At 58.4% G+C, this 20,581-nt stretch carries 20 protein-coding genes and 1 pseudogene; 12 read left to right on the top strand and 9 right to left on the bottom strand.

Annotated features, from left to right (window positions below; genetic code table 11):
* The first annotated feature begins 155 nt into the window (after window positions 1–155).
* Window positions 156–1,259, top strand: a complete 1,104-nt coding sequence (locus HB376_RS17585) for a porin (RefSeq protein ID WP_213764940.1) — start codon at window positions 156–158, stop codon at window positions 1,257–1,259.
* Window positions 1,260–2,024: 765 nt separating this feature from the next.
* Window positions 2,025–2,624 carry a TetR/AcrR family transcriptional regulator gene (locus HB376_RS17580; protein ID WP_213764939.1) on the top strand — a complete coding sequence of 200 codons (600 nt, stop codon included), beginning with the start codon at window positions 2,025–2,027 and terminating at the stop codon, window positions 2,622–2,624.
* A gap of 241 nt (window positions 2,625–2,865) precedes the next feature.
* Here HB376_RS17580 and HB376_RS17575 read toward each other — a convergent pair whose 3' ends face one another.
* Window positions 2,866–3,681 (bottom strand): alpha/beta hydrolase, encoded by an 816-nt coding sequence (locus tag HB376_RS17575; RefSeq protein ID WP_213764938.1) that lies wholly within the window; start codon window positions 3,679–3,681, stop codon window positions 2,866–2,868.
* Window positions 3,682–3,869: 188 nt separating this feature from the next.
* Here HB376_RS17575 and HB376_RS17570 point away from each other — a divergent pair, with 188 nt between their 5' ends.
* Window positions 3,870–4,916 carry a LysR family transcriptional regulator gene (locus tag HB376_RS17570; RefSeq protein WP_213764937.1) on the top strand — a complete coding sequence of 349 codons (1,047 nt, stop codon included), beginning with the start codon at window positions 3,870–3,872 and terminating at the stop codon, window positions 4,914–4,916.
* Between the two features lie 146 nt (window positions 4,917–5,062).
* Here the strand turns inward: HB376_RS17570 and HB376_RS17565 are convergent.
* The 7 genes and pseudogenes from HB376_RS17565 to HB376_RS17535 form a co-directional block, all read right to left on the bottom strand.
* Window positions 5,063–5,287, bottom strand: a pseudogene (locus HB376_RS17565) (M20/M25/M40 family metallo-hydrolase); the annotation flags it as partial.
* Entirely contained in the window at window positions 5,262–5,570 is a 309-nt protein-coding gene (locus HB376_RS17560; protein ID WP_213764936.1) for a hypothetical protein, read from the bottom strand. The gene HB376_RS17560 and the pseudogene HB376_RS17565, both read right to left, overlap by 26 nt.
* Window positions 5,571–6,477: 907 nt before the next feature.
* On the bottom strand, window positions 6,478–6,675 hold the full coding sequence (locus HB376_RS17555) for a ribbon-helix-helix protein, CopG family (RefSeq protein ID WP_213764989.1): 198 nt from the start codon (window positions 6,673–6,675) through the stop codon (window positions 6,478–6,480).
* Between the two features lie 371 nt (window positions 6,676–7,046).
* The gene (locus HB376_RS17550) at window positions 7,047–7,829 is read right to left on the bottom strand and encodes a fused MFS/spermidine synthase (protein WP_213764935.1); all 783 of its coding nucleotides are present in this window, start codon (window positions 7,827–7,829) and stop codon (window positions 7,047–7,049) included.
* 65 nt (window positions 7,830–7,894) lie between these two features.
* A complete protein-coding gene (locus HB376_RS17545; RefSeq protein WP_213764934.1) occupies window positions 7,895–8,158 on the bottom strand; it encodes an HPr family phosphocarrier protein in 264 nt (87 codons plus the stop codon).
* Window positions 8,159–8,215: 57 nt separating this feature from the next.
* Window positions 8,216–8,662: a hypothetical protein gene (locus tag HB376_RS17540; RefSeq protein ID WP_213764988.1), complete on the bottom strand. Its 447-nt coding sequence runs from the start codon at window positions 8,660–8,662 to the stop codon at window positions 8,216–8,218.
* 288 nt (window positions 8,663–8,950) lie between these two features.
* Window positions 8,951–9,712, bottom strand: a complete 762-nt coding sequence (locus tag HB376_RS17535; protein ID WP_213764933.1) for a YoaK family protein — start codon at window positions 9,710–9,712, stop codon at window positions 8,951–8,953.
* Between the two features lie 419 nt (window positions 9,713–10,131).
* Here HB376_RS17535 and HB376_RS17530 point away from each other — a divergent pair, with 419 nt between their 5' ends.
* The 9 genes from HB376_RS17530 to HB376_RS17490 all read left to right on the top strand — a co-directional run bounded on the left by HB376_RS17530 (window position 10,132) and on the right by HB376_RS17490 (window position 18,948).
* A complete protein-coding gene (locus tag HB376_RS17530) occupies window positions 10,132–10,527 on the top strand; it encodes a hypothetical protein (protein WP_213764932.1) in 396 nt (131 codons plus the stop codon).
* Between the two features lie 75 nt (window positions 10,528–10,602).
* Entirely contained in the window at window positions 10,603–11,430 is an 828-nt protein-coding gene (locus HB376_RS17525; RefSeq protein WP_213764931.1) for a fused MFS/spermidine synthase, read from the top strand.
* A gap of 20 nt (window positions 11,431–11,450) precedes the next feature.
* Window positions 11,451–13,460, top strand: coding sequence for a hydrogenase 4 subunit B (gene hyfB, locus HB376_RS17520; RefSeq protein WP_213764930.1), 2,010 nt, complete (start codon window positions 11,451–11,453; stop codon window positions 13,458–13,460).
* On the top strand, window positions 13,457–14,407 hold the full coding sequence (locus HB376_RS17515) for an NADH-quinone oxidoreductase subunit H (protein ID WP_213764929.1): 951 nt from the start codon (window positions 13,457–13,459) through the stop codon (window positions 14,405–14,407). The genes hyfB and HB376_RS17515 overlap by 4 nt, the downstream gene beginning before the upstream one ends.
* Window positions 14,408–15,067 (top strand): formate hydrogenlyase, encoded by a 660-nt coding sequence (locus HB376_RS17510; RefSeq protein WP_213764928.1) that lies wholly within the window; start codon window positions 14,408–14,410, stop codon window positions 15,065–15,067.
* Window positions 15,060–16,520: a hydrogenase 4 subunit F gene (locus HB376_RS17505; protein WP_213764927.1), complete on the top strand. Its 1,461-nt coding sequence runs from the start codon at window positions 15,060–15,062 to the stop codon at window positions 16,518–16,520. Before HB376_RS17510 ends, HB376_RS17505 begins: the two co-directional genes overlap by 8 nt.
* Before the next feature lie 3 nt (window positions 16,521–16,523).
* Entirely contained in the window at window positions 16,524–18,074 is a 1,551-nt protein-coding gene (locus HB376_RS17500; protein WP_213764926.1) for an NADH-quinone oxidoreductase subunit C, read from the top strand.
* Window positions 18,074–18,595, top strand: a complete 522-nt coding sequence (locus tag HB376_RS17495; RefSeq protein ID WP_213764925.1) for an NADH-quinone oxidoreductase subunit B family protein — start codon at window positions 18,074–18,076, stop codon at window positions 18,593–18,595. The genes HB376_RS17500 and HB376_RS17495 overlap by 1 nt, the downstream gene beginning before the upstream one ends.
* 119 nt (window positions 18,596–18,714) lie before the next feature.
* Window positions 18,715–18,948, top strand: coding sequence for a hypothetical protein (locus tag HB376_RS17490; RefSeq protein ID WP_213764924.1), 234 nt, complete (start codon window positions 18,715–18,717; stop codon window positions 18,946–18,948).
* 91 nt (window positions 18,949–19,039) lie between these two features.
* Here HB376_RS17490 and HB376_RS17485 read toward each other — a convergent pair whose 3' ends face one another.
* Window positions 19,040–20,578 (bottom strand): tripartite tricarboxylate transporter permease, encoded by a 1,539-nt coding sequence (locus HB376_RS17485; protein WP_213764923.1) that lies wholly within the window; start codon window positions 20,576–20,578, stop codon window positions 19,040–19,042.
* Between the last annotated feature and the right edge of the window lie 3 nt (window positions 20,579–20,581).

Here is a 20,581-nt window from a genome sequence, read left to right as displayed (position 1 = left end):
AAGGTGAAGTTGCGATATAGAGAAACGTGCAAGTGTTAGGACGCCAAACTTGTATGTAAAACGAGATGTTAATTTGGACTAGTGCGAGTACTCGACCCGAGCGCGAACATAATTCCGCCGTTGAGTCTCGTCTCACAAAGGTGAATGGAGGAGACTTGAAAAAACATATCTTAGCTGGCGTAACCGCGCTCCTGGCCGGCACAGTGGCCCATGCTCAAAGTAGCGTAACCTTGTACGGCCGGATCGACGCTGGCTTGGAATACCTAAACGGCGCACCAACTGGCCCCAACAACGGAGCGCCGACAGGTTCAAGCAGCAGGTTTCGTGCTGAAAGTGGAGACTGGGGAACCAGTCTTTGGGGCATGAAAGGCGTCGAGGATATTGGTGGTGGCAACAAAGTTCTCTTTCATCTCGAGGGGTCCTTCAACACCGTGAACGGACAAGGGCCGTCCAACAACGGGCTGTTCGACCGATTCGCCACCATCGGGATATCTAACGACGTCTTCGGTACAGCCTTGTTAGGCAAAGAGCTGTTTATATCAAATGGTGTTTGGGATTTTGATCCCTTTGGCCAAAGCAATTGGTCGTCTGCATCACTCGTTCGCGGGCGTAACTGGAACCATTCGAGCAACAACATTTCGTATCAGTCGCCCAACATTGCTGGCTTTGATGTCTTTGGCCAATATGCGCTCTCCAACGCAACAAGTTGGAACGGCAATGGCACCACGGCCCAGGGTCGCGCAGACGGTATCCAACTGACCTATACGAATCCTTTTTTCCAGCTTCGCGGAATCTATGACGAGTGGAGAGATGCCGCAAATGGAACGTTAGACGACGTGTTTAACTATTCACGCGAATACTTTGGCGGCATCAACGTGTTCCTGGGACAGTTTAAACTGCAAGCGACCTACCAACAGGCGCATTCAAGCAGCGGCGCGAATTCCGGCGGCATAACAACGACGAAACAGGAATGGGGCGGAGTAACCTGGCAAGCGACGCCAGCGGCGGCGCTCATTGCAGCCGCGTACCACGTGAACGCAAACAACGGTGGTGGCAATGCCACCATCTACACGGTTGGCGGCACTTACAATCTTTCGAAGCGGACATTGCTCGATTTGCAGATTGCGACTGCACGAAACAGCTCGCACGCTAACTTTGGACTCAACTCGAACTCCTACGGGTCAACCACCGGCACAGACAACCCGTTGCCTGGACACTCTCAGTCAGGGGCCTATGCTGGTATCCAACATTTGTTCTAAAACCGAAGCGTTCTGACGGCAAAGGGGGCCTTTATAAGGGCCCCTTTTTTTCGCTGGTGGTCTGCTCCATTCGCAAGATGCCAGTACGCTCGAGATTTGTGAAAAGATCAGTTTCCCAGGCGTGATTCAAAGCGCATGGTGCCGGGAGCGACAAGAATAAAATTTTGAATAGTCCATGTCGCATTGCGACAAACCCGCTCGGCGAAATCGCGGATTCCACGGCAATGCCGGGTGCCGCGTCATCCGAAAATTCGCGCAAGGCTTCTTTGTTCGTGAAGGGTCTCTCGCTGACGGCGCGGCCGAACAAATTTTCTTTCCGTCTCACGTAGGGTTGTTTTGCGCCACATCTCTGAACTGCGCCTTAAAATTTATCGTCCAGTCTGGGCTTACGATGGACTCGATGCCAGCAGGTGACGTATCTCTTTACGGCGTTATGGATTATTCATTTTATCCAGAATGCCAATTTGACTTCCACGCCGTATCTCCTCGTTTGCGGTCCTTTGACGCGCTGTGACATTGTCGAGACGCAGTTGGGATCCCTGACTACGGATAGAACGTTCCGGCGCGACAACGCCGAGAAGAAATGACGGCCGTCACCGCTATTCGCCAGTGCCGAGAATACAAACAAATTTCCAGAGCTTGATCATTGGTTCAGCAACCCGAGACTTCGGGATCTCGGGGGAAACTATCTAGTCGATAGCTATCTTTTCCTTGACAACAGGATTATGATAATGATTTAGATTTTCAGGAACTACGGCGAAAGACATGGGACATTCTCAGGCTGAGAAACTTGCAACACATGCGAAAATCGTAGATGTGGCCGCTCGTCGCTTTCGGGAATTAGGTATTGAAGGCATCAGCGTGGCCGACATCATGAAAGAGGCAGGCCTGACGGTCGGCGGCTTCTACAAACATTTTGCTTCGCGGGATGACCTCGTCATTGAGGCACTGTCCCTCGCGTTCAAAGACCTTGACACGTGGGAGGGCGCCGCGACTGTCAGTCTGAGCAGATGTATCAGCGGATATCTTTCCGAAAGTCATCGTAACAATGTGTCGAGAAGCTGCCCGCTGTCCTCCCTTGTGAACGATGTAGCAAGAAGCAACGTTGCGACGCGTGAGGCCTACACAGCCCGCGTGAGCCGGGTGTTCGACGTTTTGGAAAAAATGCTCCCCCCGGCCCTCGCTGCTCGCCGCAGAGCAAAAGCGATGGTTCTTTTCAGCGCTTGCATGGGCGCCATCTCGGTATCACGTGCGATTTCGGATGAAAACCTATCCGCAGAGATACTCGAAGGCGTAGCGAGTGAGCTCATTGACCTTTATTCATTGCCAAAAGTAAATTTGCGCCAAATGGCCGAAGCATCGTAGCCACATTTTCCGCCACGAGCGTGAGGGCAGCCGCCTGAGAGCTTAGCGCGTGCTACAGGTCAGCGCGTCACCCTTCCAAGAATACGGCTGAGCGGCGCCTCGATGGACGCCGCGCCTCATCTGCTTAGCGGCTCAGTTGAGTGTGCGATAAGAGAGCGCAGTCCCTCGTTTGGGCGTTACGCTTCGCCGCTTGGATCTCACTGCTGCTTGGCAGCCACGCCGCGACGCCGGCACACGAAAATCAAGACTTAAGAACTAGTGTTGTAAGCCGCTTGCGAAAGAACATGCCAATATCGGTTAGCGCCCCAGGGTGGCTAGCCAAGGAATCGTGCGACGCGCTCTTATACCTCGTCACCTCTGTCGGCACACCCGCTGCAATGAGCTCGCTTCCATACTTCTCTGCCTCGACACGTAAGCGGTCATTTTCGGCGCTTGCAATTAATGCAGGGGGGAGACCCGAAAGCCGAAGAGATTCAATGGGTGCCGCGTACGGATGCATCAGTAACGATACGTACGGCAAGTAAGCGCGATAGCACCGTGAATACTCTTGTGCTGCAAAGTCCGCCCCCGCGAGGTCTTGGCTGCGAGCGATCCTGGTCATGCTTGGATCGAGAAGAGGCGCAATAAGTGCCTGCGCGAGAAACTCTATTGATTCGCGATCGCGCGCCATGGCAGCAATGCAGGTTGCCAGATTACCGCCAGCGTCATGCCCACAAATCCCGATGCGCCGCCCGTTGGCCCCCATCGCGCGAGCATTGGCAACGGCCCAGCGAGCCGCTCGGATGCCGTCTTCCAGCGCTGCCGGAAATGGAAACGCGGGTGACAAGGAATAGCCGACCGAGACTACCCAGGCAGGTGTGGTCCGGGCGATATGAGAAGCTGCTGCGTCGCCATCTTCAAGCGTTCCGCGTACGAACCCTCCACCGTGAAAATAGAGGATAACGGGAAGCTGTCTGCCATTGGACGAAGGCCGATAGCTTCTAAGCGTTACGGTTTGAACATGACCCGCAATGACTTCTTCCTCGACACATAGCGCGCCGTCCAGCTTCGACTTCATAAGTTTTGAGAGACGCGGCGCGCCGGCCCTCCGGGATTTCAACGTGCCTATTTTGCCCGAATACGCGAATCTGATAAATGGTTATAATCCAGATTATAATTCGGCTGCGTCGAACAATTGCCGAGCTTCGAGGCCGTTGACGTGCAGCAAGGATGCCGGAGCAACTCTCCAGCGTTGAGGAAACAGATATGGACCGCTTACAAGCGATGCAGGTTTTTACCAAGGTGGTAGAGCTTAACGGATTCTCGCGAGCGGCTGACGCGCTTGAACTGCCGCATGCGTCTGCGACAACCATCATCAAGAATTTGGAAGCACATCTCCAGGTTCGACTCATGCACCGGACAACCAGGCGCCTCAGTCTCACCCCGGAAGGAGCCGATTACTATGAACGCTGTCTTCGCATTTTGGCTGACATCAGCGAGACGGAAGAAGCGTTGGCTCATTCGGGTAAAGGCCCGCGTGGCAAGTTGCGCGTTGATATGCCCGGCTCGATCGGGAAGCTAATCGTAATTCCGAAGATAGCAGCGTTCCGCGAAAAATATCCGGACATTGATTTGATGATCGGATTCGGTGACAGACAGGTCGATCTCATTCAAGAAGGCGTAGACTGCGCCGTCCGCGTAGGACAACTCCAAGATTCCAGTCTTGTCTCGCGGCGCTTAGGAAACCTTCAGACCGTAACCGTTGCGAGTCCGGCGTACATTGGCCAATTTGGGTTACCAATCAAGCTGGCCGAAGCCGAAAAACACCACGGAATCCAGTACTTCTCCAGCCTTACAGGTCGAGTCTCACATATGAACTTCACGATCGATCGCGAGACGATCGAAGTCAAGGTTCCTGGCACTCTATATGTGAACGATGCGGAAGCGGCCGTGCTTTGCTGCCTGGAAGGTTGCGGCTTGATTCAAGCCCCACGCTTTATGGTCGCAACGCATTTGCTTTCCGGTGCGTTAGTTGAAGTGCTGCCGCGATGGAAGCCGCGTTCAATGCCAATTGCAGTGGTTTATCCCCACAATCGGCATTTAGCAGGAAAGGTACGTGTCTTCGTTGAGTGGCTCGCAGCCCTCTTTGAGCAGTGTCCACTGATGGCCGAGGGGAATGGCGATTCGCGCAACGTGGTTTCTCAAAGCGGACGCGCAGGCTCACGTAGCAAATCCCCATCGCTGACCGCCTTACCTTTGCGAAGGCAGGAACTCGTCGATGCGATTGATTTCGTGGTCAGCGATGTGAGTTAGCGCATAGTCCCGGTAAGCACGCAGATCGATGTCATTCAGATACAAGGCCTGTACGAATGCCGGCACCAAGAGACCAGCGAGATAAAAAAACGGCCTCGTGTGTCGAACCAATCCTGGGGCCGGATGCTCTGCTGAATCATTGAACATCACACTGGCACGCCAAGGGGTCCGGCACTTTGCAGCACGGCCTGCAGCAACACATTCGCCCCGGACGGCGTAATTGACTCGGCTTCGTTATGACTGATTCCGTCCACGCAGGGAATGAAAATCATCCCCGTGGGGACGATGCGAGCAAGATGGCAGGCATCATGTCCGGCACCCGAAACAATGTCGGCATGAGGAAGATCAAGCGCCCTCGCCGCGCGTCGCACGAAGCTGACGCATGTCGGCGTGAAACTCACCACTCGTCTGATGAAGCCTCACAACTCCGACACGCACCGCCAGCGTCATTGGAACCTTCGTGACCGTAGCATCAGACTCGACGCGCGTGATCCTGAATTGGCCGTGAGCAACTCCGTCACCCACGTCCGGAAGTTCTACCGATTTTCCGACACGGATTTTCTCAAGCGGCTCGGGAAGAACAACCTCACGAAAAGGAATTTCGGAAGAAATGCCGTGTGTGTCTGATAGATAAAACTTGTAGACGTATTCCATCGATTTGTTCTCTCTGATAAATCATTGAGATGCAATGGACAATGAGACCATTCGTACCTGCTCGTAATCAGTACGCCGGTCGCGCAAGGCGACGATGGTTGGCCATACCTGATGAACAGAGCTACTCGACAAACGGCGGTGTCTCCAAGGTATGTGCCGACTGGGCTCGGAAGGACGCTCTGTGTCATCACATGACATGCCGGTTCGCCCTCACGCTTCCCGTGCATTTCGTAGAGCCAAGATCCCATCCGAAGAACAGCGACCCGCACCCGGTACATCGTGGAAATGCGCAACCACGTAATAGGAACATCGCATCTATATACGGGCGCTATGATAACGATATTATCATGGTATCAACATGGCAATTTGTCGATTGCCGACGTTCCTCACCTTGTCCCTTGACGACGAAGGTAACTGCGGCCGATCAAGTTGAAGAGTCGCAAATGAATGCGTCAATATAGGCGCCGTAGTCACCGAAACGTCATGGGATGGTGTTATAGCCACAGAGGTAGAAGTTGCTGCGCAGTGAGACACACCGGCTGCGGCGCTTATCGGAGATGGTTGCTAACTCGTAGACGGATACCTTGTATTCCGTCTTTGATACGTTAGGGGACAAGCCGCGCAATAACAGAAAGGACTTGCGCTTGATCGACAAGCGGACCGATCTTGGGTGGGCCCCGAGAAGCGCCGCCAGGCCGAAGCTCAATAGGAACGCCTACGTGCCTTCAGGAACCGGAAAGCCGCACATCTGACGCTCGCGTTCACGCGTGCACTGGCTTTAACGAAGACGTGTAATTTACCTTGCATGCTGCAAAGGTAACCGCATGAAGGAGCACCCTGCGGCATTCAGTACGAACGGACGGTAACTTCTCAACCGGATCGCGTCATAGCCTGACGCCGGTGTACCTCAGGCCGTTTTCCGGCGTGGGCGCGCACCAACGGCGCTCTTTGTCTTGTAGGTGACACCGTGCTGCTCAAGGTATTCGCGAATCAGTTGCCGCACCACCTGTGAGGGCGTCAAATCCTGCGCAGCGCACAGTTTTTCGAATGCTTCCTTCTTCACAGGATCGATCAGAATCGTGAGTCGAGCGCTTTTTGTTTCCATGACAGGGCGAAGTCCAGATATGTTAATCGAATTATAATACATCGCCTGACCCGAGTCATCTTCGTGCCGCCAGAAGCGCTCAGCGGGGATTAATCGCCGTGCGCTTGCTGCGCTCAGCACTCGATCTGCTGGCGCCAACAACACATCGTGGCAGCGCCCTGAAGCTCTGCGCTCGCGTGTAGACATCCTGTCCGGAGTTGGTAATCAGGAGACCACCTCGTCTCCAGACGGATACCAGCCCCCACACGAATGGGTCACGGCACTGCTTTCGTTACCACACCCCGCTGCCCTCTTCCTTGCTCGAGAATGCTGCTGATCAAAAGGCCGGGAACATGCGCGTGCCGATATCCGCGCAATGCAGGCGAATACGATCAACACGTCTGCTCGTATCTGTTCCAGTTAAATCGCTTGCCGTATTCGATGCGCGTGGCCGTGGCATGAAGGTTAACTCCGTGTCCGGTCGCGAGCCCACGCGCCCGATCAAGCATGACTGCAAGCGAAGGAAGTCCGTCGGCGCTACCCTTCCATGCAAAGACGGTGACATTGTGTTGACTGCCCTCCGACGGCGCCAAGGTCACCGCGTTATCGAAGACGTCCTTGAGCGCGCGTAAATAGCGGTGGAAGTCCGGTTCGTCCGTTACCAGATTGGCCACCAGAATACCGTCATCGCTCAACCGTCGACGACAGGCTTCATAGAACGTCTTGCTACCCAGTTCGGCCGGCAAGCCATCGGCATTGAAGCCATCAATCAGCAGCACGTCGGGCTGATGACCGGGAACCAGCACAGTCACGTACTTCGCACCATCGGCACAAACCACCCTGAAGCGTTCATCGTCACGAGGCACATGAAACTGGTCGCGCAGCGCGATTACCTGCGGATTGATTTCGACAGCGGTAATGGCCGTGTCCGGCAAATGACGATAGCAATATTTAGCCAGCGAACCGCCGCCCAGACCGATCATCGAGATACGCCGCGGGGACGGCCGGAACAACAGGAAACCCATCATGGTGCGCGTATAACCCAGCGCAAGGGCATAAGGATCATGCCGCAGCATGGTGCTCTGGACCCCACGCGCATCGAAGTACAGCGAAACAACCTGTTCGTTCTGTATGACCACCGGCTTGTTCAGATTTATCTTTCTTTTCTTGGACATATTTGAGCGCGAGTGGTTGCGAGGCCGATCTACGGACGCGCACGTAGTGTCTTGCCTAGATCAGATCAGGAGGATTCCTGCGCACGCAGAATGGCCGAGAGTGCCTCAAGTGCCTCTACTTCGTCGGGACCCGTTGCCAGGATACGCACATGCGCGCCCGGCTTCGCCCGCAGCGACATGACCGACATAACATCCTTGGCGTTGACGGAACGGCCGTTCGCCATGCAGACGATATCGCTCAAAAACCGGGCGGCAGTCGCAGCAAGCCTTGCTGACCCGCGCCCGTTCAATGCCGATCGACCGCCTACCTGAATCAATGCCTCGACCAACCCGTTCCCCTCGTGCCTGATCCGTGACTCAGGGCGCGGCGCCCCTCCCGGTTGTGCTCAATGCATGGAACGCGCGACAACCTGTGCAAAAAAGGCGCGCAGCAATGGGTCCCACGTTTCGTCCCGCAAGGCGATGTCGGCCGTATCAAGCCGTCGCATTTCCGGATCCAGATACAACGCGCGAAGCGATTTTGGGTGAGGCGGACCGCGAAAGAATAGACCATCATCGTCCAGGAACAGACAGGGCCTTTGCCTGCATCGCGCGCCGAATAACGAAGGCGCATCCTGAACATGGCGCGCCGATTCCTTCCGATAGACAAAAATGACATTGACCCCGCGTTTTTCCAGGCGGTCGCAGATATCGGAGAATCTGTACAGCATCTGGAATCCACGCTCGCCTGTCTTGCCCACGCCAATAACGATCAATCCGCGACGGCCCGTCACCTCCCGTAAAAACAGGTGCGTGTAGTCATGGGACAACAACGGAACACTCGCATCAATCACGTCGATCTTCCCCTCAGGCGCCGGTGAACGCTCTGCTTCGCTCAATCTGATCATTCAGGTTCGATCAACTGGAAGCAGTCCAGTTGATTTCCGTCATTGGTATTGTAGCGTAAGTAAATGATGATCGTATTATCATCGTATGTGCATCACGGACTGTAATCCGCTCTCTCCACCGCGTCAGCGAACCGGCGCGAACGAGGAGTGGATCGGCGCCTGTTCAGTCAGCACTGAACGTGCGCGTTCGCGCATCCAGTTCCTTCATCTGCCCATTTATTTATAACTGCCGTACTAGCGGTCAAGCCGGTAGATCTGGCCGCGCAGATCATCAATCAATGGCACGATCGCCAGCACGGTTAACAGTCCTGCCAGGGGAATCGTTGCCGCGTATCCGATGTGCTTGAACCCCATCGCGCCCGTGACACCCCCGATGAAGAACATGGTCAGCATCGTCCCGAGCACTTTCAGCTTCGCCCGATTCGCGAGTACGGAAGGCGTGGCGGCGTCGACGCTGGAAGAATTCCAGTAGAAGAGCTTGCCGAGTTCGATGCCGATATCCGTCACGATGCCCGTCATGTGGGTGGTACGGATTTCTGCACCGGACAGCTTCGTGATCAGCGCGTTTTGCAACCCCATGATGAAGCAGAGCAGCACGACCGTCGTGGGCACGAACAGAGGTTCCCACAAGGCCAGGTGACTGCCGAGCAGCCCGAAACACAGGAGCAGGCCAGCTTCGATCAACAAGGGTGAAGCGTACTGGCTGTTCAACCGCCTGCGCCCTCCCCAATTGACGAGCACCGCGGAACAGGCGGCACCGAGCAGGAACGAGATCAGCGATCCGGCGCCCGCAAGCACGAGTGAAAGGTCCCCCAGTGCAGTCTGGTCAGCAATTGCAGATACCACGCCGCTCATATGGGACGTGTATTGCTTGACCGCGAGATAGCCGCCAGCATTGGTCGCACCTGCCACGAACGCGAGCGAAAAGCCAAGCTGCCTGTTGGCGTCAGTGCTGCGATGCTTTCCCGTCAAGGTCCGGAAATAGTGTGCTGGCATCAGGTATCGACTCGTGTGTTCGCGGGTCCGAAGCGCGCTTCGGCGCAAACAAGGACCGGTGCAACAAGCTGGTTTTCCAAAATTCCACATGCAGGGTGCAACCCTGCGTTCCCGACGCCTCGAACGAAGCCGGCGAGTTCTTCGCGAATGCCGACAGCTCATCACGTGTGCATCACGCGTGCATCACGTGTGGAATCGGGTCAATAAAGCTGCTAGGATGATAACGCAATTATCATCAACTGGTAACTTGATCCCCCGGGCGAACACCCCCTCCAGACGGTGAGCGGCGCGCGTGCCGCCACGGTTGCATACGCGGCGGCAACAGCGCAGAGTCAACGCGGTTCGTGGTGGCAGGAGGACGAAACCCGGCAGGCGACAGAATCCCGGTCGCCCCGCACGCCATTTTGAGGAGAAGTGCCATGTCGCTTGGCGACACGCTTGAAGAACACTGGATAGCGGGCGTCTCGTTGCGTAACGGAATGGGAATGCACAAGCGCGTGAGGCTTGTCGCGTCCGCATTTGGCAACGAACGATGCTGCGCGCTCGGACGCTGGATTCACGAAGACGCCCAACGGTGGGACGACGCTCCCGAACTTCTGCAACTGAAACTGGCGCACGCGAGCTTCCATACCGTGGCGCTGGTGATTGCCATTGCCATCACGCAAAAGCGCATCGCTGAAGCAGCGGTGATGCTTGAACCGGACGCGCTCTTCGAAAACGCAGCGCGTATGCTCGCTCATGCGGTGTCGTGTTTCGAAAATCGCCGGGTAACGGGGACGCTCCCCACGCCGGTCCGGCATGGGGAAATCCACTAAGACTGTCGCGGCTCACCGGTCGCGGCACCACGCCGGTTCGGGCAACCGGTCGCGCAGTTTCAGGAGAACATTGGATTGTCAGCCGATCACAACCAACTCAGGCATGCCCTCGCCGAGCAGTGGGGAGAAACGTTTGGAAAGCCCGTGGTACGCGATGAACCATGCACGCGGTCGCTGTGTTTCGACGCTTTCAGCATACAAAGCTCAATGCGCAGAGGTAATCCGCTGGAACTCGACCTCGCTTATACGCGGGCCATGATGTCATTCCAGCTTTTTCAGTCCGACCCCAAGGACATCCTGATCGTGGGTCTCGGCGGGGGATCACTGTCCAAATACTGCTTCCATAAGTTTCCGTCGGCACGCGTGACCACCGTTGAAATCGACGAGAGAGTGATTGCGTTACGCGAATCCTTTTTCATTCCGCCTGATTCAGAAAGATTCCAGATCGTGCACGCCGACGCGGTCGAGTACCTCTCGGACAAGGTTGACGTCGCCGATGTGATCCTGCTCGACGGCTTCGACGCGTTTGGCCTGCCCGCCGGCCTGTCGAGCCAGTACTTTTACGATTCCTGCTACAGCGCCCTGCGTAACGAAGGTGTGCTCGTAGCCAACCTGCTGAACAGCGACCCGCAGCTCACCACCTACCTCGGCCGGATACGTGGTGCCTGCAACGGAAAGCTGTTTCGCACCATGGCGCGACGCGAAGGCAACACCATCGCCATAGGCGTCAAGCAGGCAAACGTGCCAGGATGGCTTGACCTCTACGCTCGCGCGGAAGCCATCACGATATCGATGGGACTTGACCTGTACCGGTATGTCAAAAAAATGGAACGCCACCATCGCGGTGAGCCAACCTCACGACACCCTTCGTCCGACAAGGCAGCTGTTAGACAAGACATTTGACGGCACCGGAGAGAACGCCAATGGAACACTTGCTGATCATCCATTATGTGCTGCTGGTAGTCGCGGGCTGGCTGGTCGTTGGGGTGCTGGGGCTGGCCAATCTGCGCCGCACACGTGTGGTGGCGCACGGCCTGTTTCCTGTCGGTGCGGTGTTCGGCCTGCTGCTGTGCGTACTGGGCGTGGCTGGCGTTTTCGCAGGTCCCCAGGAAGCCATCCTGCCGCTCGGGTTGCCGAACCTGCCATTTCATTTAAGGCTTGACGGTCTGTCGTCGTATTTCGTGGCCGTACTAGGCGTGGTGAGCACAGGCGTGAGCGCGTTCTCCGCCGGCTATTTCCGCAAGGGCGAGGGCACTCCGCCCGGGTTGCTGTGTTTTGAGTATCACGTGTGCCTCGCGAGTCTGGCGGTCGTGCTGCTGGCAGACGATGCGTATTGCTTCATGGTTGCGTGGGAGACATTGACGCTGTCGGCCACCTTCCTGGTAATGACCAATCACCGCATAGCCGAGATTCGCCGGGCAGCCTACTTGTATTTCCTGATTTCGCATGTCGGCGCACTGGCATTGCTGTTGTGCTTCGGGCTGCTGCAGGCCAACACGGGCGACTACACGTTCGCCAACATGCGGCTCCAGCATCTGGATGTGTTCTGGGCTTCCGTCGCGTTCCTGCTGGCACTGTTTGGTTTCGGCGCGAAGGCGGGGATTTTTCCGCTCCATGTCTGGTTGCCCGAGGCGCATCCCGCAGCGCCCTCGCCGGTGTCTGCCCTCATGAGCGGCTTCGTGCTGAAGGCCGGCCTCTACGGCCTGCTTCGTACGGTGTTCGATCTGCTGCACGTCCAACTGTGGTGGTGGGGCGCGTTCATGCTGGCGCTCGGCCTCTTCACCGCCTTGTTCGGAGTGGTGTTCAGCACCGTCCAGACAGACATGAAGCGGCTGCTCGCCTACTCGTCCATCGACAACATCGGTCTGATGTTCGTCAGCATGGGACTCGCGATCCTGTTTCGCGCGTATGGCATGAACGCGCTGGCAGCACTGTCGTTGACGGCGCTGCTGTATCAGATCGCCAGCCACGCGACGTTCAAGAGCTTGTTATTCCTCGGGACCGGTTCAGTGCTCCACGCAACGGGCGAACGCAATCTCGGACACCTGGGCGGCCTGATCCGGTTCATGCCGTGGACCGCGTGGGTGGTCCTCGTGGGTGTGTTTGCCAGTGCGGGCCTGCCGCCATTGAGCGGCTTCGTCTCCGAATGGTTGCTGCTGCAAAGCTTTCTGTTTACCCCAGGCTTGCCGAACTCGTTCCTGAACATGGTAGTGCCGCTCGTTGCCGCGCTGATCGCGCTGGTGGCCGCGCTTGCGGGTTATACGATGGTCAAGTTCTTCGGCATCATCTTTCTCGGTCAGCCCCGCGAGGCGAAGCTGAGCGACGCACGGGATGCGAGCCCGTGGGAGCGGGTGGGCTTCGTGTGGCTCGCGGCAATATGCATGCTGCTAGGTCTGCTGCCGGTACAGTTCGTGATCGTTCTCGATCGCGTCACGCAGATGCTGGTCGGCGCCGGCATCGGACAAACTGTCGCGAAAAATGGCTGGCTGCTGCTGGCGCCCACTGGCGTAGACCGGGCCAGTTACATGCCGGTGGTGTTTTTGCTGTTCTTCTTCGCCTGTTGCGGGCTCGCGTGGCTGCTGGTCCGCCGTCTCTACCACGGGCGCCTGCGTCGGGCCATACCCTGGGCGTGCGGCTACCCGTTCGTGAACGCCCGCATGCAGGACACGGCCGAAGGGTTCGGACAGCCGATCCGCGAGATCTTCACGCCGTTGTTCAAGATCGATCGGCAACTCCCCTCGCCGTTCGACACGCACCCCGTATATAGCGTCACCGTGACAGATCGCACGTGGACCCTGATCTATGAGCCTGTGGCGCGGTTGGTCAAGCGCGTTGCTGCACTCGCCGGGTTGCTGCAGGCGGGCCGCATCGCGGTCTATCTGATGCATAGCTTCCTCGTGCTGATTGTCCTGCTGATCCTGGTGAGACGATGATCACGCCCTCCGGACTGCTCTCGCAGGGACTCGAGATCGTGCTTGCACTCGCGGCCGCGCCCTTGCTGACGGGTTGGGTCAACATGTGTCGCGCACGGTTGCAGAACCGGCGGGCGCCGAGCATCTGGCAACCCTACCGGATGCTGCACAAGCTGTTCAACAAGGAGTCCGTCGTGGCGGAGCACGCAAGTCCCGTGTTCCGCGGCGCGCCCTATATCGTGTGGGCGTGCATGACGCTCGCATGCGCGATCGTGCCGACGCTTTCAACGGACCTGCCGCTGTCGCCCGCCGCCGATGCCATCGCCCTGGTGGGCCTTTTCGCGCTGGCGCGGGTCTGGATCTCGCTGGCTGCGATGGACGTCGGCACCGCATTCGGCACGCTCGGCGCGCGCCGGGAGATGCTCGTCGGGTTCCTCGCGGAGCCGGCATTGTTGATGGTGTTGTTTTCGGCGTCCTTGCTCACGCAGTCCACCTTGCTGACCAGCATCGTGGCAACGCTCAGTCACCGCGAGTTGGCGATCTATCCGAGCCTCGCATTCGCGGGGATCGCATTCACGATGGTGTCGCTTGCCGAGAACGCGCGGCTTCCGGTCGATAACCCAACCACGCATCTTGAACTGACGATGATCCACGAGGCGCTGATTCTTGAGTACTCGGGCAGGCACCTCGCGCTGCTGGAATGGGCCGCGAGCCTCAAGTTATTCGCGTATTCCTGCATTGGCCTGGCCTTGTTCATCCCGTGGGGGATTGCCGAAGCGGGCAATCCGCTCGCCCTGCTTCTTGCAATACCGGTGCTTTTCATCAAGCTGTTTGTTGGCGGCATCGTGCTCGCGGTGATCGAGGCGAGCAATGCGAAGATGCGCATTTTCCGCGTGCCGGAATTTCTCACGACGGCTTTCCTCCTGGCGGTGATCGGGATGCTCGTTCACTTTCTGCTGGGGGCATGAATGCACGGCTTCGCCACGCAGATCATCAACTTCCTGGCCGCCATCCTGTTGCTGCTGTCGTTTGCGATGCTCAGCCAGCGCCGGATGCAGTCGTTGATTCACCTCTATACGCTGCAGGGCCTGACGCTTGTTTCAGCCAACCTGATATTGGGGTTCATCACGGCCGATACGCACCTCTATATCTCCGCTGCGCTGACCCTGTTGCTCAAGGTGGGCGTGATTCCCTCGATACTTTACAGGCTGGTGCGGCGTCTGAACGTGAAGACGGACGTCGAGCCGCTCCTCAATATTCCCGCCACCCTGCTGATAGGCATTGTGCTCGTCATCATCGCATTCAACGTGGCGTCGCCCATCAGTCAGCTTGCCTCGTCGGTTGCGCGCGGCACACTTGGCATTGCACTCGCCTGCGTGTTGTTGTCGTTCATGATGATGATTACGCGCGCAAGGGCGATCCCTCAGGTGATCGGTTTCCTGTCGATGGAAAACGGCCTGTTCTTTGCCGCCGCGGCTGCCACCAACGGCATGCCGATGATCGTCGAACTCGGTATCGGGTTAGACGTGCTGGTGGGCATCCTGATCCTCGGCGTATTCATGTTCCAGATTCGCGAGCAATTCGACAGCCTCGACATTCATCACCTCGAAAAACTCAAAGATGACTGATGCCTACGTCCTGCTGCTGGTTCTCGGCATCCCGCTGGTTGCAGGCGGATGTCTCGCGCTTGGCGGACAGCACCATTTCGCGCCGAACCTCAACGTCGGGTTCAGTTTCCTGACATTCACGGCCGCCATGCTGCTCGCCGTGCAAACCGTGGCGCACGGGCCGGCTTTCGCGCTAGGCAAGCTCTTCTTCGTCGATCCACTCAATGTGTTCCTGGTCACGCTGACGGCCTTCGTTGGCTGGACCACCTCGATTTTTTCGAGGCCATACATGCGGATCGAGCGTGACCGCGGCAAGATGACCGGTGGGCGCATGCGGCTCTATCACAGCATGTACCAACTGTTCATCTTCGCGATGCTGCTCGCGCTGCTCACCAACAACATGGGGATACTCTGGGTCGCCATGGAAGCCGCCACGCTCGCGACCGTGCTGCTGGTCAGCGTGTACCGGACTGCAGCAAGCCTGGAAGCCGCGTGGAAATACTTCATCCTGTGCGGCGTCGGCATTGCGCAGGCGTTGTTCGGCACGATCCTTCTCTACCTCGCCGCGAGCCGGCAACTCGGCGGCAACGATGCGCTGCTCTGGACCAGTCTGAACGCGGTCAAGGGAAGCCTCGATCCGACCATCATGTCACTCGCGTTCGTGTTCCTGCTGATCGGCTACGGCACGAAGGTCGGCCTGGTGCCCATGCACAACTGGCTGCCCGATGCGCATGCCGAAGGTCCGACGCCCATTTCAGCCGTGCTGTCCGGTTTGCTGCTCAACGTCGCGCTCTATGCGGTGTTGCGCTGCAAGGTGCTCGCGGATGGCGCGCTTCGGAACGGCTTGCCCGGGCGCCTGCTGATCGGCTTCGGGCTGGTTTCGGTGCTCGTCGCGACCTTTTCCATGTTCCGGCAGAAGGACGTCAAGCGGCTCTTTTCGTATTCATCGATCGAACACATGGGCCTGATGACGTTCGCTTTCGGGCTGGGTGGCCCCATCGCGACCTTCGCGGGTCTGCTGCACATGACGGTTCATTCGCTTGTCAAATCGGCCATTTTCTTCACCGTCGGGCACGCGGTTCAAAAGGCTGGTACGCAGACGATGGACGACATCCGGGGATTGTTGCGCGTGAGCCCAACCGTCGGGTGGGGCATGATGCTGGGCGCGCTCGCCATTTTGGGCATGCCGCCATTCGGCGTGTTCGCGAGCGAGTTCCTGATCCTGACCACCGCGATGAGCACGCTGCCATGGGCCACGCCCTTCCTGCTGCTCGCGCTTGCCGTGGCGTTCGCGGCCATCTTCGTGCGCGTGCAGGGCATGGTGTTCGGGGAAACGACGGCCAAGACGCTTGAACACTCGCCGGCATTGCTGCCGGTGTTCGTCCATCTCGGCATCGCCCTGATGCTGGGGCTCTACATTCCGCCGTATCTTGCGACGTGGTATAGGCAAGCGGCGGCCATGATCGCGGGGTAACACATGCGCATCGAGGCATTCGAGTTTCCCAATCAGGTCCGCCTGTCTGCATTCGCGGGCAAGTCTTCGGCTTTTCTGGCGCGAATCGATGCCGATACGTGGACCCGCACCGCCGGGACGGTGCGCGAGGCGGGCGGGCGGCTGATCTCCGTGTGGGGTGCCGAACAGGCCGCGGGCACATTCGTGATCTCTGCCGCGTACGCGCTGGAAGACGGCGTCCTGTGGCTTCAACTGCCCGTAGGCGACGGGGACGGATACCCGGATCTGTCGACCGTCTTTCCGTGCGCGGCGCGCATGCAACGGGCTGCCTACGATCTGCTGGGGCTGCGGGCGATCGGCGCCGACGATATCCGGCCGTGGCTGAACCATGGCAACTGGCCGGCCGACTACTATCCGCTACAAAAATTGTCCTCCGGTACCGAACGATTTGAGTCGCGGGAAGCGGACTATCCGTTCGTGCCGGTCGCCGGAGACGGTGTCCACGAGATTGCGGTGGGGCCGATCCACGCAGGCGTGATCGAACCGGGGCACTTCCGCTTCTCAGTTGTCGGCGAAAAAGTGCTGCGACTTGAGGAACGGCTGGGCTATGCGCACCGGGGCATCGAGCGGCTGTTCGAGCGCACGCCGCTGCTGCTCGGGCATCGTCTGGCGGGAAGGATCGCTGGAGACACCACAGTCGCCTTCTCATGGGCGTTTTGCATGGCCGTGGAGCAAGCGCTCGACGTCCGCGTTTCTTCGCGCGCGCTGTGGCTGCGGGCGCTGTTGCTTGAGCGTGAGCGCATCGCCAACCATCTGGGTGATCTCGGAGCGCTTGGCAACGACGCCGGGTTTGCGTACGGCCTCGCCCAGTTTTCGCGCCTGAAGGAAGACTGGCTGCGCATGAACGACCGGGCTTTTGGACATCGTTACCTGATGGATCGAATCGTGCCGGGAGGTATTGCAACGGACCTCGATCCGCGCTTCATCACCGCGATGTCGACGCAGTGCGACCAGGTTGACGCGCAGGTTCGTGTCATGCAAACCATTTACGACGACCAGTCGGGACTGCAGGATCGTTTCGCGGGTGCGGGCATTCTCTCTGCGAAGGTAGCGCAGCACTTCGATGTGTGTGGGCTGGTCGGACGTGCAAGCGGCCGGAAGATCGATGTGCGCGTTGATCACCCGTACGCGCCATACCATGAGGTTCAGGTGCAAATGGTCAGCGACGATCGGGGTGATGTGACGGCCCGGGTCGCTGTCCGGTTCAACGAGATCTACGAGTCCATCCGGCTGATCCGGACCCTCCTGAGCAATCTGCCGGACGGCGACATCGTTACACGGATCGAGCACGACGGCTCACCGTCCTGCGGGGTGGGCTGGATCGAAGGCTGGCGTGGCGATGTTTTCGTCGCACTCGAAACCGGCGCGGGCGGCACCATTACGCGCTGCCATTGCCATGACCCGTCGTGGCAGAACTGGCCGGCCCTTGAACATGCGATCATCGGAAATATCGTTCCTGATTTCCCGCTGATCAATAAGTCGTTCAATCTGAACTACGCTGGACACGACCTGTAATGTGGCAACTTCTCAAACAGATCGCCAGGACCGACGCGCCTACTCAACGTGTGCCCGAGGGCGATGACGCATGGCGTACCGAGGGCCATCGGATCCAGCAGGAAATCCTCGACGTGCTAGGCCGCGCGCTGTGCATTCGCGAGATCGACGCGGGCTCCTGCAACGGCTGCGAACTGGAGATCAATGCGCTTAGCAATCCGTACTACAACATCGAAGGCCTGGGAATCAAGTTCGTTGCCAGTCCCCGTCATGCCGACATGCTGCTGGTCACCGGACCGCTCACGCTGAACATGAAGGAAGCGGTGTGGCGGGCATACGAAGCAACGCCGCATCCCAAGCTGGTCGTCGCGGTCGGCGAATGCGCGTGCACGGGCGGCATTTTCACTGAAAGCTACGCGGTGTGCGGACCGCTCTCGAATCTGCTTCCCATCGACGTCACGATCCCAGGCTGCCCCCCGCCTCCCATCGATATCCTGAGGGGCATTCTCACCGCGCTTCGCGTGAAACACCTTTCTCCATGATCTCCACCGGCGATGTGCGCTGACTGTGGTCGTGGGCATGAGCTTCACGCTGGATGGACGACGAAGATTCCGTGCCGCCGCGGTGATGCTTTCGTGGATAAGAATCGAAAGGCCAACGATTGAGCAATCTGAAAGGAATCGGCCATACCCTGATGCGCATGGCATGGCCATACGTGCTGACGATAATCGTCTTCATCGTGACGATCAGCCTGCGCTTTCCGTTGTGGTTTGTCATCCTCTCGACCGCCGTCAACGGCGCGGCGGTGGCATACCTCGCGCAATGCTTGGCATCCCGGCAGTCGGGGGTTGGTGGCTGGGTAGCGGGCGCGTGGAATGAACACAGAGTGTGCTGAGCACAAGCCGGCGCAATGGCGCGATTGACGACATCGAGCGAGATGGCCGAGGCGAATGGGTAAAAGCCTGCCTTCACGGTCGATCATTGCGTTATCCCCCGCGCAGCGACCGCACTATTGCAACAACGCCCTGCGACAGCGCCGGTCCGGCGACGACCCCGGTGAGCCGGATCAGGATCAACAGCGCGCTCGCGCCAACGAAGCAGGCGCTGATCGGATGCTGGACGTACACCGTCAGATCTCCGCCCGAGAGCAGCATCGTGCGCCTGAAGTTCTCCTCGAACATCGGGCCAAGCACAAAACCCAATACGATCGGCGACACCGGAAAATCGAGCCATAAAAAGATTGCACCGATGATCCCGAACCCCGCCACCTCGCCAACCTCGAAGAGACTGTTCTGTGCGCTGTATACCCCGACCGCAATGAAGAACAGCGCAGTGGGAAACAATAACCGATAGGGGATCTGCAGCAGCTTCACCCACACGCCGATGAGCGGTACGTTGAGGATAACCAACAATACGTTGCCGATCCAGAAGCTCGCGACCAGACCCCAGAAAATGTCCGGATGCTGGGTAATCAGTTGCGGCCCGGGCTGAATGCCCTTGATGATCAATGCGCCGAGAATCAACGCCATGATCACGTCACCGGGCACGCCGAGCGATAGCGTCGGAATAAAGTCGACCTGGGTCTTTGAATGCGATGCGGCTTCGGGGGCGGCGACACCTTCGAGCATGCCGGTGCCGAAGCGTTCCGGGTGCCGCGAAACGCGCTGCTCCAGCGCATAGGCGAGGAACGACGTGATGGTCGGGCCGGTGCCTGGCATCGCACCAAATGCGGTCCCCACGGCCGTGCCGCGCACCATCGGCCAGAACGAGCGTTTGATTTCCGCCCAGGAAGGCCGCATGTCCTTCATGCTCACGCTGACCGCACTCGCATGCGCCACTGCGCCGGGCTGGTTCACCTTGCTCAGAAAATCCGCGACACCGAACAGCCCCATGCACAGCGCAACCAGTTCGACGCCGTCGGAGAGCTGTTCGATCCCGAACGCGTAGCGCACCGTGCCGCTCGTCACATCGGTGCCGACTACCCCGCAGAAGAGACCAAATACCATCATCGCCACGCCCTTCAACGGCGAGCCGCGCGACAGCGTCGAGCCGCACAGGAGACCGAGCAGCATGATCGAGCTGATCTCCGGCGGCCCGAAGTTGAAGGCGACTTTCACGATCAGCGGCGACAGGAAAATCATCACGACGATGCCGACCGACGCCGCGAAGAATGACGCCATCATCGTAATGCCGAGTGCGGTGCCCCCCTTGCCCATCCGCGTGAGCGGATAGCCGTCGAGGCAGGTCACCGCATGTGGCGGATGACTCGGCAGGTTCAGCAGGATCGCGCCGATCGCGCCACCATACGCGGAGCCGTAGAAGATGCCGGCCAGCATCAGGATGGCGGGAACCGGCGCGATTGCATAAGTCAGCGGCAACAGCATCGACATCGTCGACAGCGCGCCCATGCCGGGAAGCACCCCTACCAGATTGCCGATCAGCACGCCGAACACGCACCACACCAGATTGTGCGGCTGCAAGGCGACGCTAAAGCCGTACCACAGGCCCATCAGACTTTCATGCATGAA

Origin of the sequence: Caballeronia sp. dw_19 (genome assembly GCF_018449515.1) — a bacterium.
Classification (GTDB): domain Bacteria; phylum Pseudomonadota; class Gammaproteobacteria; order Burkholderiales; family Burkholderiaceae; genus Caballeronia.
The sequence above is the reverse complement of the archived record's forward strand: the minus strand, read 5'-3'. Positions and strand labels throughout refer to the sequence as shown.